Source organism: Alsobacter sp. SYSU BS001988, assembly GCF_054796215.1.
This window is the reverse complement of record NZ_JBTAMK010000002.1, coordinates 31,134-45,940: the sequence shown is the minus strand read 5'-3', so window position 1 is coordinate 45,940 and position 14,807 is coordinate 31,134. Positions and strand designations below refer to the sequence as shown.

Sequence of the window (14,807 nt, the reverse complement as noted above, 5' to 3'; positions counted from 1 at the left end):
TCGTTGAAAATGCTGGCGATCGCCGTAACCCAGCCTCAGCCAGGCCGGGCGGTCGCGGAGGAATCGGCGCCCCTGGGCGGCAGCTTTTGCCCTGCCTTTAACGCGGCCTTAACCATGGCGGCCAAAGGGTGGCGTCAAGGAGACCGCCCGCATGCGCATCGATGGCAAGCCGCCGATCGGAACGCCCGCCGCGACCCTCGGCAGGAGGGGCGGCGGGGCCGCTTTCGCGTTGGACGGCGGAGCGCCCGCCGCGCGCCCGGCCCAGGGCGCCGCGCCGGCGGCGTCGCTCGGCGGCATCGAGGCGCTGCTCGTGTTGCAGTCGGACGGCGACCCGCTGGTCCGCAAGCGCAAGGTCGCCAAGCGCGGCCGCGACCTCCTGGCCTCGCTCGACCGGCTCAAGGCCGGCCTGCTGGCGGGCCGGATCGGGACGTCCGACCTCGTCGGGCTCAAGCAGCAGCTGGCCGAGCGCCGCGACGGCACCGACGACCCCGGCCTTGACGACGTGCTCGCCCAGATCGAGCTGCGCGCCGAAGTGGAGCTCGCCAAGCTCGCCCGCGCCGGCGGCCCGCGCAACGCCTCTTGACAGATCCAGAAAATATTCCTATGTTGGTGACGCTCTGGTCCACGGAGGGGCGTCTGCAGGCGTGAGGACGTGGACCAGGGGCGGCGGCCGCCGAAGGCCGGGCTCACCACCCGGTTCGAGGCGGCGGACGGAAGACAAGGTCCGACCAGCGAAGCGCGAAGGGGCTGAAAGCGCCCCGGGATCTTCCTTTCATCCTCCAACGCTGCGCGCGGAGCGGCGGGGCCTGGCGGCCTCCCGGCTTCACTTTCTCTACCCCACTCGCCCTGGGGCCCCCAGCGACGCCGCTCCGCGCCGCCCTCCGACACTCCGGGCCGAAAGGCCGCGGAGCTGAACGCGCTTCCTTCTCCCCGGCACGGGGAGAAGGTGGCCGAGCGCAGCGAGGTCGGATGAGGGGATAGGCGCCGCCCCTCACCCCAGCCCTCTCCCCGTTCCGGGGCGAGGGGGCCGGCTGCGGCCTTCCACCGCCATCCCGGCCCCGCACCCCGTCATATCCGGCGCCGGTCGAGCGTTGCGGCGATGATGCGGGGCGCGGCCGAATGCGGCGCGGGGCTCGCCTTGTTGCGCGTCAAGGTTGACGCAGGCCGCCGTTTCGGCCCATCTGCGCCCGGCCCGCCGGGAGCGGTCGGGGCGGCGTCAAGGGCCGGCGCCATGATGAGCGCGGGCGTGGACCAGGCATGCTGTTCAACTCCTTCGTCTTTCTTCTCGGGTTCCTGCCGCTGGCGCTGGCGGTCCATGCGGCCGCGGCCCGCTACGCGCCGCAGGCGCGCCTGCCGGCGCTGCTGGCGCTGTCGGTGGTGTTCTACGGCTACTGGGACTGGCGCTTCATCCCGCTGCTCGTCCTCTCGGTCCTGATCAACTGGCTGGTCGCCCAGGTCTTCGTGCGCAAGCGGGAGGCCGGAGCCGGGAACGAGAATGCGCTGATCGTCCTGGCGATTGCGCTGAACCTCGCCGTGCTCGGCGTGTTCAAATACGCCGGCTTCTTCGCCTCCCTGGCCAACCTGGCGCCGGGGGTGGCGATCCCAAAGCTCGAGATCGCCCTGCCGCTCGGCATCAGCTTCTTCAGCTTCCACCACATCATGTATCTGGTGGACCTGCGGGCCGGGCGGGCACCGCGCTTCGACCTGGTCCGCTACGGGCTCTACATCGCCTTCTTCCCGCAGGTGCTCGCCGGGCCGCTGGTCCGGTGGAGCGAGGTCATGCACCAGTTCGACCTCAAGCCCTATTCGCCGGGCTGGGAGGAGCGGGTGGCGCGCGGCCTCGCCATCCTGATCCTGGGCCTCGCCAAGAAGACGCTGATCGGCGACCCGCTGGCGGCCTACGCCGAGCCCGTGTTCAAGGCGGCCGCCTCGGGCGACCTGGTCACCATGAAGGACGCCTGGCAGGGCGTGCTGGCCTTCACATTCCAGATCTATTTCGACTTCTCGGGCTACACCGACATGGCCCTGGGCCTGGCGCTGATGTTCGGCGTGCAGCTGCCCCAGAACTTCGAGACGCCGTACCGGGCGACCTCGCTGCAGGACTTCTGGCGGCGCTGGCACATGACGCTGTCGCGCTTCCTGCGCGACTACCTCTATATTCCGCTGGGCGGCAACCGCCATGGCCTGGGTCGGCAGATGCTGGCCCTGGTGGCCACCATGGGGCTGGGCGGCCTGTGGCACGGCGCGGGCTTCACCTTCGTGGCCTGGGGCCTGGCGCATGGCCTTGGGCTGGCGGCGGGCCTGCTCTGGCGGCGCACCGGGATCAGGATGCCGGCGGCTGCGGGCTGGGCGCTCACCTTCCTGTTCGTCATGATGACCTGGGTGCTGTTTCGGGCCGAGACGTTCGGGGCGGCGCAGCGGATCTATGCGGCGATGTTCGGCTTCGCGCCGAGCGGCAGCGGGTTCAAATGGCGGGCCCTGGCGGCGGCGGCGGCGTTCTCGATGCTGGGCCCGACGGCCTGGATGCTGAGCCAGCGCATGAAGCCGCGGCCCTGGGTGGCGGTCGCGCTGGCGCTGCTGTTCATCGTCGTGCTGCTGAAGATCGGCGACGACGCCAATTACGACTTCATCTACTTCCAGTTCTAACGCCGCGGCGAATCGCGGCCGGCCTCCCGGCCCGCTACCCGCGTCCCGGCCGCCGCTACTCCGGCGTGTGGACGGCGGCGAACGCGCCGGGCGTCTTCACAGGGCCGCGAGGCGCCTTGTCCTTGGTCAAAACGCCGGGAATGGAGGCTTTACGTAACGATTTCGCACCATTCTTCACGATTGCCCGCCGGTTGCGGCGAAGATATATAGGCGGCGCACCCGCGGGGGAGGCCGCGACGAAAGTCGGCAGGCTGCGGAAGCTGAAAGGGTACGATGGCTACCACGACTCTGGAGGCCGCTTATCGGCCGACCGATGACGAACCCTTCATGAACGACCGGCAGAAGGAGTATTTCCGCCGCAAGCTGACCGCCTGGAAGGACGAGATTCTGCGCGAGAGCCGGGAGACCCTGGCGGCCCTGCAGAACGAGAGCGAAAACCACCCCGATCTGGCCGACCGGGCGTCGTCGGAGACCGACCGCGCGATCGAGCTGCGCGCCCGCGACCGGCAGCGCAAGCTGATCGCCAAGATCGACGCCGCCATGGCGCGGATCGACGACGGCACCTACGGATATTGCGAGGAGACCGGCGAGCCGATCTCCCTGAAGCGGCTCGAGGCGCGGCCCATCGCGACGCTCTCGATCGAGGCGCAGGAGCGCCACGAGCGCAACGAGCGGGTCTATCGGGACGATTGAGCCTCCTTGGCGTAGGGGCTGGGACTGCGGCGGCGCTCCGGACCATCCGGAGCGCCGCTCGCCGTTCAGCGCCCCGGGAGTGGGGGCGCCGAGGGCCGCCGGCGTGACTTGGGGAGCGTGCCGGCGTCCCGGGAAGAGGGGTCAGAACGGCAGGACGATGTCCATCATCTGCTGGCCGTAGCGCGGCTGCTGGACGTCGGTGATCTGGCCGCGGCCGCCATAGGCGATGCGGGCCTGCGCGATCTTGGCGGAATCGATGGTGTTGTCGCTGTCGATGTCCTCGGGCCTGATGACGCCGCCGACGATCAGCTCGCGGATCTCGAAATTGACGCGGATCTCCTGCTTGCCCTCGATCACCAGGTTGCCGTTCGGCAGCAGCTGGGTGACGACGGCCGCGACGCTGGTGATCAGCTCCTCCGACCGGCGCACCGATCCGGCGCCGGCGCTGGACGACGAGGAGTTCGCGTCCAGTAGCGAGCCGGGGTCCGTCTTGTCGTTGAGCACTTTCCCGACCTCGTTCTCGAAGCCGAAGATGTTGGTCAGGCCGAGCTTGTCGCCGGCCGCGCGGGACCGCTTCGTGGCGTTGTCGATGTTCGCCTTGTCGGTGACCTTCACCTTCACGGTCACGAGGTCGCCGATGTTGCGGGCGCGCTGGTCCTTGAAGAAGCCTCTCGCGCCCTGGCGCCAGAGCGAATTGGGAGCGTAGGCGACGGGTTCGGGCTGCGGCATCGGCATCTGCACGGGCTTGTAGCCGGCTTGGGCGGTCGGATCCTCGATCGCCGACAAGGCGGGGGCCTTGCCGATGCTCGACATGCGGTCCAGCGAGCCGCAGGCGGTGAGCCCCCCGGCGAGCAGGGTGGCGGCGAGAAGCCGGGCGGAGACGCGACGCGGTGCGGACATGACGGAGACGCCGTTCATTCGAGGAGAGGCGGGGGGCGGCGGGGCGCGACGCGGGCTCATCGCACCACCTGCGCGGCGCCGTTTTCGGCCAGGCGGCCCGGAACGGCCATGATGACCTTGACTACGCCTGGAGAGATCGCCGTGGCCGAGAGGGTGCGCTTCGACTGCGGGTTCATGACCAGCACGGTGTCGCCGACGCCGCCGGCCTCCAGCGCCTTGCCGCGCATGGCCAGCGCGATGCCGGGGGATTCGTAGAGCACCGTCACGGTGGCGTTCTTCTCGACGATCTCCTGCTTGACCACGTCGGTCTCGCGCACCGCCGAGCCCGCCTGCATGGCGTTGCGGGCGATGCGGCCGACCAGCATGGAGGGATCGACGAAGCCGGCGGTCGGGTAGTCGGCGCGCGGACGGCGCTCGACCGCCACGTCGGCGGCGGTGACGCTGTCGCCGCGCTGCACGGTCTTCTGCAGCACCGGCACGGAGACCATGTCGACGGTCTGGCCCAGCACGCGAAGCGGCTTCAGGGTCAGGGACGAGCTGCCGGCGACGGTGAGGACCGCCTCGACGCGGCGGCTGCGCGGGTCGTAGACGAGCTCGGAAACCTTCAGCGGGCCCAGCGCGTCCGGCTCCAGGTGGACCGCCTGCTCGCCGGCCTCCAGGGCGAGGGCGACGTCGGGACGGTCGAGGCCGTAGCGGTCGGTGAGCGCCTGGCTGACCACGGCCTCGATCTCGGCCTTCGAGGCCCGGCGCGAGGCGCGGCTGACGACGATCTGCGACACGGTCCCGGGGTCGACCGAGAGGCCGGCGCTGCGCGCGGCCTCGATCACCCGGATGGCCTGGATGGTGCCGGCCTTGCCAAGCGCGGGGGCGCGGAACACCGGGGAGTCGGCCGCGGCGCCGGCCTGCTCGACGAGGTCGCCGAGGGTGACCACGTCGCGCATGACCACGACGTCGCGGCGCAGCGCGGGCTTCGGGCTCGCCTCGGCGCCGGCCGGAACGGCCGCCTCCAGGGTGGCGAGGAGGGCGAGCCCGGCGAGGCCGGCGGCGCGCATCAGGGTGACGATCGCCATGGCTCAGCCCCTGAACATCTGGGTGGTGGACTGCAGCATCTGGTCCGTCGCGGTGATCACCTTGGAGTTCATCTCGTAGGCGCGCTGCGCCGCGATGAGCGAGGAGATCTCCGTGACGGCGTTGACGTTGGCTTCCTCCAGGTAGTTCTGCTGGAGGTTGCCGAAGCCCTCGCTGGCCGGGTTGCCGGTGACGGCCTGGCCGGACGCGGCGGTCTCGACGAAGAGGTTGTCGCCCAGCGATTCCAGGCCCGCCTTGTTGACGAAGCGGGCGAGCTGCAGCTGGCCGAGCAGGGAGGGCGCGGACGCGCCGGGCAGCGTCGCCTGCACCCGGCCGTCGGCGCTGATGGTGATCGCGGTCGCGTTCGCCGGCACGGTGATCTGCGGCGCCAGCGGGTAGCCGTCATGGGTGACGAGCTGGCCGGTGGAATCGCGCTCCAGCGAGCCGTCGCGGGTGTAGGCCGTGCGGCCGTCCGGCATCGTGACCTGGAAGAAGCCCTCGCCCCGGATGGCGACGTCGTTCTCGTTCTCGGTCGTGGTCAGCGTGCCCTGGCCAATGACGCGGGCCGTCGACACGGTCTTGACGCCCGAGCCGATCTGCACGCCGGACGGGACCTGCGTGTTCTGGTCGGAGGTGGCCGAGCCGGCGCGGCGCAGATTCTCGTAGAGCAGGTCCTGGAACTGGATCCGCTGGCGCTTGAAGCCGGTGGTGCGAAGGTTGGCGATGTTGTTGGAGATGACCTGGACGTTCATCTCCTGGGCGGCCATGCCGGTCGCGGCGGTGTAGAGGGCGCGCATCAGTCAGGCTCCTCAGGAGGGAATGGAGGCGAGTTTCTCGATGGCGGAGCGGCGCAGGTCGTCATTGCGCTGGAGCATCGCCGACACGGTCGCGTAGGAGCGGTTGACCTCGATGAGGCGGCTCATCTCCAGCACCGGCTTGACGTTGGAGCGCTCCAGGGCGCCGGCCTCGACCCGCGTCTCCTTGGGGGCGGGGCGCAGCGGGGCGTCGCTGGCGTAGAGGTTCGCGCCCTCGTTGCGCAGCGCCTTCGGGTCGCCGGGCGAGACGAGCTTCAGCTTGCCCTTGGCGCCGTCCTCGGTGGAGATCGTGCCGTCCGGCCCGATGGCGATGAACTTCTCGGTCCCGGAGAACGTCACCGGGCCGCCGTCGCCCACGACCGGGAAGCCGTCGCTGGTGACCAGCACGCCCCGGGCGTTGATTTGCAGGGCGCCGTTGCGGGTGTAGCGCTCGCCCTTGGGGGTCGAGACCGTGAACAGGGCGTCGCCGTTGATGGCCACGTCCAGCGGGTTGCCGGTGCGCTCGATGGCGCCGCCGGACATGTCCAGCACGGTGTTCTTGTCCTGCACATAGGACATGGGCTTGTCGGGACGCGGGAAGGCGTCGCCGCTGGCCTTCGGCATGAGGTACTCCTCGAACCGAAGCGAGCGGGACTTGAAGCCCGTCGTGCCGATATTCGCCACGTTGTTGGCGATGACGTCCAGCTCACGCGACAGCGCGACCTGGCGCGACAAGCCGATGAGAAGCGCGTTCTCCACCGGATGATCTCCCGCTGGCGGCAGGCCTGGCCCGCCGCTGCCTCGTTCCCGCGGCCGCCGCGACGCTCCCCAGCGACGACGGCCACGCCCTTCCATCCGCAACGGGCGTGCCACTCGCGGCCGGTGATCGAATGCTCAATCCGTTCAACGGGTTGAGTCGGGGCGCGGAGGGAGCGGGGCGCGGGCCGAAAACGCCGCCGAGTCGTTTCGTCCCGGCAAAAGCTGCCGGGCGCCCGCCGCATTTAAGCCTTCATTAACTCTGCGGGGCGATGGTCTGTTAACGAGTTTGCGGGTTCGACCGCCAGAGAGCATCGAGATGGCCAAGAAGCCGAAGAAAGGCGCCGCGGACGCGACGGCGGAGGCTTCCCCTCCGGCCGAAGCGGGCGAGGCCGCGCCCGCCGGCGGCAAGAAGAAGCTCATCATCATCGTGGCGGCGGCCGTGCTGCTCCTGGGCGGGGGCGGCGGCGGAGGCTATTGGTGGTTCGCCAAGAAGAAGCAGGCCGAAGCCGCGGCGCAGGCCGGCGGCGGGGACGGCCACGGCGCGCCGGCGCAGGCCGCCAAGAAGACCGCCTTCATCGACATGAAGGAGATGCTGATCAATCTGGGCGGCCAGAACACCCAGCAGACCGGCGAGCGTCCGCGCTTCCTGAAGATGAAGATCGCCCTGGAGGTCTCCGACCCCAAGATCGTCACCGAGGTGCAGCCCCTGCTGCCGCGCATCGAGGACACGTTCCAGGTCTATACGCGCGAGCTTCGCCCCAGCGACCTGGAAGGCTCGGCCGGGGTCTACCGCCTCAAGGAGGAGCTCCTGCGGCGCATCAACGTCGCGATCTATCCTTCCAAGGTCGAGGCGGTCCTGTTCAAAGAAATCCTCATCCAGTGAGCCGGCGCGCCCATGGCTGACGACAATCTGATGAACGGGGGCGACGCGGACGCGATCGCGGCCGAATGGACCGCCATGATCGAGGCGGCCGCCACCGCCAACGTCCCCGACACCGGCGTCGACCGGCTCCTCAACCAGGACGAGATCGACAACCTCCTCGGCTTCACCAACGAGGCGGAGACCGCCGGCGCGCGCTCGGGCATCCGGGCCATCGTCGATTCGGCGATGGTCTCCTACGAGCGTCTGCCGATGCTCGAGATCGTCTTCGACCGGCTGGTCCGGCTGCTGACGACGAGCTTGCGCAACTTCTTCTCCGACAATGTCGAGGTGTCCCTGTCGGACATCACCTCGGTGCGCTTCGGCGACTACATCAATTCGATCCCGCTGCCCACGATCCTGGCCGTGTTCAAGGCCGAGGAGTGGGACAATTTCGGCCTGATCACGGTCGATTCGACGCTGGCCTACTCGGTCATCGACGTGCTGCTCGGCGGCCGGCGCGCCACCACGACGGCGCGGCTCGACGGCCGGCCCTATTCGACCATCGAGACCAGCCTGGTCCGGCGCATGCTGGACATCGTGCTGAGCGACACCGAGCACGCCTTCCGGCCCCTGTCGCCGGTGCATTTCAACGTCGACCGCATCGAGACCAACCCGCGCTTCGCCTCCATCTCGCGCCCGGCCAACGCGGCCATCCTGATCGAGCTGCGGATCGACATGGAAGGCCGCGGCGGCGCGGTCGAGATCCTGCTGCCCTACGCCACCATCGAGCCCATCCGCGAGCTCCTGCTGCAGAGCTTCATGGGCGAGAAGTTCGGGCGCGATCCGATCTGGGAGGACCACCTCGCGACCGAGATCTGGCAGGCCAAGAGCGACATCGACGCGATCCTGTACGAGACCCAGCTGCCGCTGCGGCGGATGATGGAGCTGAAGGTCGGAGACACGCTGATGTTCGACCTCGGCCCCGACGCGCCGGTTCGGCTGAAATGCGGCGACGTGTTCATCACGGAAGGCCGGATGGGCCGGGTCGGCGAAAAGATCGCCATCCGGGTGCTGCGACAGCTCAAGAAGTCGAAGACGACCTTCGCCGCCTATGAGGCGAGCGCCGCCGCACCGAAGGACAAATGATGATCGGCCTCCTCATCGAGCTCCTGGTGTGCGTGCTGCTGGCGACCACGATCGGCTACTGCATCGTGCTGGACCGGAGGCTGCGCCGCCTCAAGGCGGACGAAGCCACCATGCGCCGCACCATCATCGACCTGATGACGGCGACCGAGAACGCCGACCGGGCCGTGGCGGGGCTGCGCGCCGTGGTCGAGGATTGCGACAAGACGATCGGGGCGCAGCTACGGGTCGCCGAGCAGCACTCCGCCGAGCTCGCCGGGCGCATCCAGTCCGGCGACGACGTGATCTCGCGCATCTCCCGCATCGTCGAGACCGCGCGCGGCGGGCTCGACCCGGCCGGCCCCGTGGCCGCGCCCCTGACCGCGCCCTCCGTCGCTCCGCCGCCGCCGGCCGCCGGCCCGCGCGAGGCGCCCGAGATCCCGGCGAACGGCGCGAACCCGCGGCTCGCCGCGACGCTGGCCGCCGCCGAGGCGTTCGCCCAGCGCGCCCACCGGCGCGTCAACGGCCAGGCCGCCTGATGCGCAACCCGAACCGCTTCGTGAGGGGATCGTCTCCGCCCGGCGCGCCCAAGCGGTCCTGGGGACTGCGGCTCTTCCCGGCGGTGGCTTGCGCGGCGGGAGCCCTGCTGGTGCTCAAGAGCATCGACGTGATGCAGAATCCGGGCAGCCGCTCGACCCTCGCCGAAATGGCGGAGAGGCGCGCGGCGTCGAAGTTCGACCCGGAGACCACGGGCTCGACCGCTCCCGCCAAGAAGAAGGAAGAGAAGGCGGACGCCAAGGCGGATCCCAAGATCGATCCGTCCACGGCCCCCGGCGCCAAGGCGGTGCCGCTCGAAGGGCAGTCGCCGCTCTCGGCCGCCGAGAAGTCGCTGCTCCAGCGGCTCGGCGACCGGCGCGAGCAGCTCGACGACCGCCAGCGCGAGCTGGACACCCGCGAGCAGCTGCTGAAGGCCGCCGACAAGAAGCTCGAGGCCAAGATCAACGAGCTGAAGAGCCTGGAGCATCGGCCGGCCGGACAGCCGGACGCCGGGTCCGGCGCGGCTCCCGCCGGCGCTCTGGCCGCCGGGGCACCCGGCCCCGCCGAGCAGGGCGGCCTCAAGAACATCGTCACCATGTATGAGGCGATGAAGCCCAAGGACGCCGCCAAGGTGTTCGACAGGCTGGACCTGAAGGTGCTGGTGCCGGTCGTCAACGCCATGAACCCGCGCAAGATGTCGGAGGTGCTGGCCGCCATGTCGCCCGAGGCGGCCGAGCGGCTCACCGTGGAGCTCGCCAAGCCGAGCCTGAGATTCGGGCCGCCCCAGGCCGGCCTTCGCGAGGCGCTTCCGGCCGGCGAGCTGCAGGCGATCGAGCCGCGCAAGCCCTGATCCGGGCCGGCAAAGGCCCCGGCGCGCCCCAAGGCCGCCCTCGGTAAGGCCCCGTTCACCCTTTCTCCTTAGGGTCCGATAACCGTGCCCAACCTCGGGCGGCGGTCGCGGCGATACGGGACAGGATGGTTTTGCGTCGGTTCAGCGTGCTCGCATCGGCCGCGCGGCGATCCGCCAGCGCGAAGGACCGGTCGCGCCTGCTGGCCACATGCGCGCTCGGCGCGATCCTGCTCCTGCCGATCCCCGCCATGGCGGCCAAATCGACGCTGCACGGCTCCGAGATGAACGGCTATGGCCGGGCCGTGTTCAATTTCGAGGAGCTGCCCAAGGCCACCGTCCGGGTGGGCGTCGGCATCCTGCTCGTCAGCTTCGACCGCCCGGTCGACTTCTCCGTCGACAAGCTCGCGCTGGAGCTGCCGAGCTACATCTCGACCGTGCGGCTGGACCCGGACGGGCGGACGCTGCGCATGGCGCTGCAGAAGCCGGTGCGGCCCAACATGATGGAGGCGGGCGACAAGCTCTTCATCGATCTGCTGCCCGAGACCTGGCGGGGCCAGCCGCCGAGCCTGCCGCAGGACGTCATCGAGGACCTGTCGCGCCGCGCCAGGGACGCCGAGGAGACGGCCCGGCGGCTCATCCGCAAGAAGGCGAGCGAAGAGGTCCGCGACGTGGCCTTCAGGGTGGGCACCACGCCGACCTTCTCGCGCCTGTTCTTCGAGGTGCCGGTCTTCGCGCCGATCGACATGACGAAGCAGGACAACCGCATCGAGCTGACCTTCCAGGCGGCGCTGCGGATCGACGCCAACCGGCTGCGCACCGCGCTGCCGGCGCTGATCAGCGCCGTGGAGACCGAGGCCGGTCCCGGCCTCCTGCGCCTCGCCCTCACGGTCCAGCCGGGGGTCGACGTGCGCGGCTTCCGCGAGGACGACAACTACGTCCTCGACCTCGCCCCGCCCAAGGGCGGCAAGGGCGGCAAGGAGCCGGGCGTGGCGCGGGACGGCGGCAAGGACGCGCCGAAAGCCGCCGGCGCCAGCCCCGAGCTGAGCCCCAGCCCGGATCCGGCCGGCGCGCCCCGCAGCGCCGCGAAGCCGGCGCCGCCGGCGCCGACCCCCGGGACCCCGGTCGCCGTCCCGACGCCCGGCTACAGGTCGCCGACGCCGGAGCCGAACGCCGGCGCGCAGATCGAGCCCGCGGAGATCAAGGTCGGCGTCGCGGCCGAGAGGGGCTCGGTCAGGCTGACCATCCCGCTGTCGGCCGCGACGCCCATGGCGGTGTTCGAGCGGGCTGGCTCGGTCTGGATCGCGGCCGAGACGACGGCGCCGTTCGAGCCCTCGCAGGTCGGCATGGTGGCGCCCGGGCTGGTGTCGGCCGTCGACGTCAGGCGCGTCGGGCGGCTCTCGATCCTGCGCCTGGCGCTGACCCGGGCCGCGCTGGTCCGCGCGGCGGCGTCCGACGGGCGCTGGGTCGTGACGCTCGGCGACGAGGTCGTCGCCCAGAGCGGCATCGTGGCCTTCGCGCGCGGGTCGGACCGCGACGGACGCAGCATCGTGCGGGCGCCCTTCCCGGACGTGGGCGGCGTGCACTGGGTGGACGACCCGGACGCCGGCGATCGCCTCGCCATCGTGACCGGCCGCAAGTCGGTCCGCGGCGTCGTGAAGGGCCAGTCCTTCGTCGATTTCCGCGCGCTTCCCACCGCCATGGGCGTGGTGATCGCGCCGCTGTCGGACGATCTCGCCGTCAAGGCGGGCGTCGACGACGTCACGGTCGCCCGCGACGGCGGGCTGTCGATCTCCGCCCTGCCGGAGATGACGCTCGCCGCCAGGGCGGGCGGCGAAGGTCCGCAGCTGGTGATCGACAAGGACGTCTGGACCCGCAACCTGTCGGGAGCGGTCCGCGAGCAGCGCCGCGCGCTGGAGCGCGCCGCCGCCGAGGCGCCGCGCAACGCGCGCCCCGAAGCCCGCATGGCGCTGGCCAAGCTGGAGCTGGCGGCTGGCCTCGGCCAGGAGGCGCTGGGCACCATCGCGGTGACGATGGCCGACAATCCCGACGTCGCCAACGACCGCGGGCTGCTGATCCTCAACGGGATCGCCAACATCGTCGCCAACCGGATCCCGGACGCCGCCAAGACGCTCGGCGCCGAGGCGCTCTCCTCGGAGCCGGAGGCGCTGCTGTGGAAGGCCTACGCCGACGCGAAGCTGCGGCGCTGGCCGCAGGCTCTGGCCGGCTACCGCCGCGCCGCCCAGGCTCTGGCCTCCTATCCGGACGACCTTCAGGCGAGGCTCGCGCCCGCCTTCGCGGAAGCGGCCGTCGAGGCCCGGGATTTCGGCCTGGCGCAGCGCCTCCTCGACATGGTCGACGGGCGCAGCGCCGCGCAGCCCGACAAGGACTACGCCGCCCTGGTGGCCGGCCGCACCGCGGAAGGCGTCGGCCGCGTGGAGGAGGCGCTGCGGATCTACGACAAGCTGTCGAAGGAGGCGGTCCGGCCGATCGAGGCCGCGGCGCGCTACTACGCCATCGCGCTCTCCCTGAAGGACCGCAGCATCGAGCGCGGGGCCGCCATCGCGGCGCTGGAGGTGCTGGCGATGGCCTGGCGCGGCGACGACGTCGAGACCCGCACGCTCGGCCTGCTGGGGCGCCTCTACGCCGAGGACGAGCGCTGGCGCGAGGCTTTCACGGTGGCCCGCCAGGCCAGCGCGCTCTATCCGGAGGCCGAGGTGACGCGCAGCCTCTATGACGAGGCCGCGAGCCGGTTCGAGTCGCTGTTCCTGGACGGCAAGGCCGAGACCATCCCGCGGCTGGACGCCCTGGCGCTCTATTTCGACTTCCGGGAGTTCACGCCTCCCGGGCGCCGCGGCGACGAGATCATCCGGCGTCTGGCCGAGCGCCTCGTCGCGCTGGACCTCCTCAACGAGGCGACCGACCTGTTGCAATACCAGGTCGACAGCCGCCTGAACGGCGCCGCGAAGGCCAGCGTCTCGGCCAGGCTTGCGGTGCTCTATCTGATGAACCGGCAGCCCGCCAAGGCCGTCAAGGCGCTCAGCGAGAGCCGCCTGGCGGAGCTGCCGCAGGATCTCAAGCGGAGCCGCATGCTGCTGGAGGCGCGCGCGCTCTCCGACCTGTCGCGCACGGACCTGGCCATGGAGATGCTGGAGTCGGAGGCCGGGCCGGACGTCAACCGCCTGCGCGCCGACATCCTCTGGCAGGGCCGCCGCTGGCGCGAGGCGGGGGAGATCTTCGAGCGGATCGTGGGCGACGCCTGGCAGGAGCCGGGGCCGCTGGACGACCGTGGCCGCGCCGACGTGATGCGGGCCGCGATCGCGTATGGGCTTGGGGACGAGAACCTCTCGCTCGAAAGGCTGAGGGCCAAATACTCCACCAAGATGGCCGACAGCGTCGACGCCAAGGCCTTCATGGTGGTGACCTCGCCGCAGACGGCGCGGCCGGCCGAATATCGCGACCTCGCCCGCAGCATCGCCACGGCCGACACCCTCGGCGAGTTCCTGACCGAGTACCGCAAGCGCTACCCGGACACTCCGGCCCTGCCGCCGCGCGCCAAGCGCAAGCCGGAGCCGGCGCCCGGCGGCCCGGCGGCGGGCGCGCCGCCGCAGGCCGAAAACGCCGCGCCCAATACGGCCGAACCCAAGAAGGCCGACGCCGATCCCAAGAAGGACGACGCCGCGAACGCCGGCGGCAAGGCCTGACTGGCCGCCCGCGCCCTAGCCGCCGTAGCTTTGCACCAGGCTGCCGGCGACCAGGCTCCAGCCGTCCACCAGCACGAAAAAGATCAGCTTGAAGGGCAGCGCCACCGTCACGGGAGGCAGCATCATCATGCCCATCGACATCAGGATGGAGGCGACCACGAGGTCGATGATCAGGAAGGGGATGTAGAGCAGGAACCCGATCTCGAAGGCGCGGCGGAGCTCGGAGATCATGAAGGCGGGGATGAGGGTGGTCAGCGGCGTGGCTTCGGGCGTCGCCGGGCGGGGTTCGCGCGACATGTTCATGAACAGCTCGAGGTCCTTGTCCCGGACATGCTGCAGCATGAAGGTGCGGATCGGCTGGGAGCCGCGCTCGAAGGCCTGCTGGGCCTGGATCTGGTTGGCCAGAAGCGGCGTGACCGCGGTGTCGTAGACGGTGCGCAGCGTCGGGGCCATGACGAAGGCGGTCAGGAACAGCGCCAGGCTGACGATCACCGCATTGGGCGGGGCCGTGGGCGCGCCGATGGCCGAGCGCAGCAGCGACAGCACCACCACGATGCGGGTGAAGGACGTCACCATCACGATCGCGGCCGGCGCCAGCGACAGCATGGTGACGAGGAAGACCAGCTGCAGCGCGCGCTCGTTGACGCTCTGGCCGCCGCCCAGGTCGAGCGACAAGGTCTGGCCGCTCGCCGCCCCGGATGCGAGGAGGCCGGCCGCAAGCGCGCCGAAGCCCACGCACGCCGCGGCGAGCGAGACGCGCAGCGCCCGTGAGCGAATCCCTCGATCCATCCGCCAACCCTAGGAGAGTCGGACGGCCGCGGTCACCTGCGCGGGGCGGCGACGCTGTGGAGAACCGGCGCGACGCCGCGCCGGAC

13 protein-coding genes are annotated in these 14,807 nt (G+C 70.8%); 8 read left to right on the top strand and 5 right to left on the bottom strand.

All coding sequences use genetic code 11. The features are described 5' to 3' along the window. The first annotated feature begins 151 nt into the window (after positions 1-151). The 3 genes from ACYVO7_RS04185 to dksA all read left to right on the top strand — a co-directional run bounded on the left by ACYVO7_RS04185 (position 152) and on the right by dksA (position 3,339). Positions 152-583: a flagellar assembly protein FliX gene (locus tag ACYVO7_RS04185; RefSeq protein ID WP_460448595.1), complete on the top strand. Its 432-nt coding sequence runs from the start codon at positions 152-154 to the stop codon at positions 581-583. A 674-nt stretch (positions 584-1,257) separates the two neighbouring features. After that, entirely contained in the window at positions 1,258-2,646 is a 1,389-nt protein-coding gene (locus ACYVO7_RS04180; protein WP_460448594.1) for an MBOAT family O-acyltransferase, read from the top strand. A 273-nt stretch (positions 2,647-2,919) separates the two neighbouring features. Continuing rightward, positions 2,920-3,339 carry an RNA polymerase-binding protein DksA gene (gene dksA, locus ACYVO7_RS04175; RefSeq protein ID WP_460448593.1) on the top strand — a complete coding sequence of 140 codons (420 nt, stop codon included), beginning with the start codon at positions 2,920-2,922 and terminating at the stop codon, positions 3,337-3,339. Between the two features lie 141 nt (positions 3,340-3,480). Here the strand turns inward: dksA and flgH are convergent, their stop codons facing one another. The 4 genes from flgH to flgF are packed head-to-tail and all read right to left on the bottom strand — an operon-like array spanning position 3,481 to position 6,860. Beyond that, positions 3,481-4,239 carry a flagellar basal body L-ring protein FlgH gene (flgH, locus tag ACYVO7_RS04170; protein ID WP_460448592.1) on the bottom strand — a complete coding sequence of 253 codons (759 nt, stop codon included), beginning with the start codon at positions 4,237-4,239 and terminating at the stop codon, positions 3,481-3,483. 56 nt (positions 4,240-4,295) lie between these two features. Then, the gene (gene flgA / locus ACYVO7_RS04165) at positions 4,296-5,309 is read right to left on the bottom strand and encodes a flagellar basal body P-ring formation chaperone FlgA (protein ID WP_460448591.1); all 1,014 of its coding nucleotides are present in this window, start codon (positions 5,307-5,309) and stop codon (positions 4,296-4,298) included. A 3-nt stretch (positions 5,310-5,312) separates the two neighbouring features. Continuing rightward, entirely contained in the window at positions 5,313-6,104 is a 792-nt protein-coding gene (flgG, locus tag ACYVO7_RS04160) for a flagellar basal-body rod protein FlgG (RefSeq protein WP_460448590.1), read from the bottom strand. A gap of 12 nt (positions 6,105-6,116) precedes the next feature. Further along, positions 6,117-6,860, bottom strand: a complete 744-nt coding sequence (gene flgF, locus ACYVO7_RS04155) for a flagellar basal-body rod protein FlgF (protein WP_460448589.1) — start codon at positions 6,858-6,860, stop codon at positions 6,117-6,119. Between the two features lie 316 nt (positions 6,861-7,176). Here flgF and fliL point away from each other — a divergent pair, with 316 nt between their 5' ends. From fliL to ACYVO7_RS04130, 5 genes are all read left to right on the top strand, one after another. Continuing rightward, a complete protein-coding gene (fliL, locus tag ACYVO7_RS04150) occupies positions 7,177-7,743 on the top strand; it encodes a flagellar basal body-associated protein FliL (protein WP_460448588.1) in 567 nt (188 codons plus the stop codon). 12 nt (positions 7,744-7,755) lie between these two features. Beyond that, a complete protein-coding gene (gene fliM / locus ACYVO7_RS04145) occupies positions 7,756-8,868 on the top strand; it encodes a flagellar motor switch protein FliM (protein WP_406854084.1) in 1,113 nt (370 codons plus the stop codon). Then, positions 8,865-9,383 carry a DUF6468 domain-containing protein gene (locus ACYVO7_RS04140; protein WP_460448587.1) on the top strand — a complete coding sequence of 173 codons (519 nt, stop codon included), beginning with the start codon at positions 8,865-8,867 and terminating at the stop codon, positions 9,381-9,383. The genes fliM and ACYVO7_RS04140 overlap by 4 nt, the downstream gene beginning before the upstream one ends. Next, positions 9,383-10,231: a MotE family protein gene (locus tag ACYVO7_RS04135; protein ID WP_460448586.1), complete on the top strand. Its 849-nt coding sequence runs from the start codon at positions 9,383-9,385 to the stop codon at positions 10,229-10,231. The genes ACYVO7_RS04140 and ACYVO7_RS04135 overlap by 1 nt, the downstream gene beginning before the upstream one ends. A gap of 125 nt (positions 10,232-10,356) precedes the next feature. Continuing rightward, positions 10,357-13,932 carry a hypothetical protein gene (locus ACYVO7_RS04130; RefSeq protein ID WP_460448585.1) on the top strand — a complete coding sequence of 1,192 codons (3,576 nt, stop codon included), beginning with the start codon at positions 10,357-10,359 and terminating at the stop codon, positions 13,930-13,932. 15 nt (positions 13,933-13,947) lie between these two features. Here ACYVO7_RS04130 and fliP read toward each other — a convergent pair whose 3' ends face one another. Beyond that, positions 13,948-14,721: a flagellar type III secretion system pore protein FliP gene (fliP, locus tag ACYVO7_RS04125; protein WP_460448584.1), complete on the bottom strand. Its 774-nt coding sequence runs from the start codon at positions 14,719-14,721 to the stop codon at positions 13,948-13,950. Positions 14,722-14,807 lie beyond the last annotated feature (86 nt).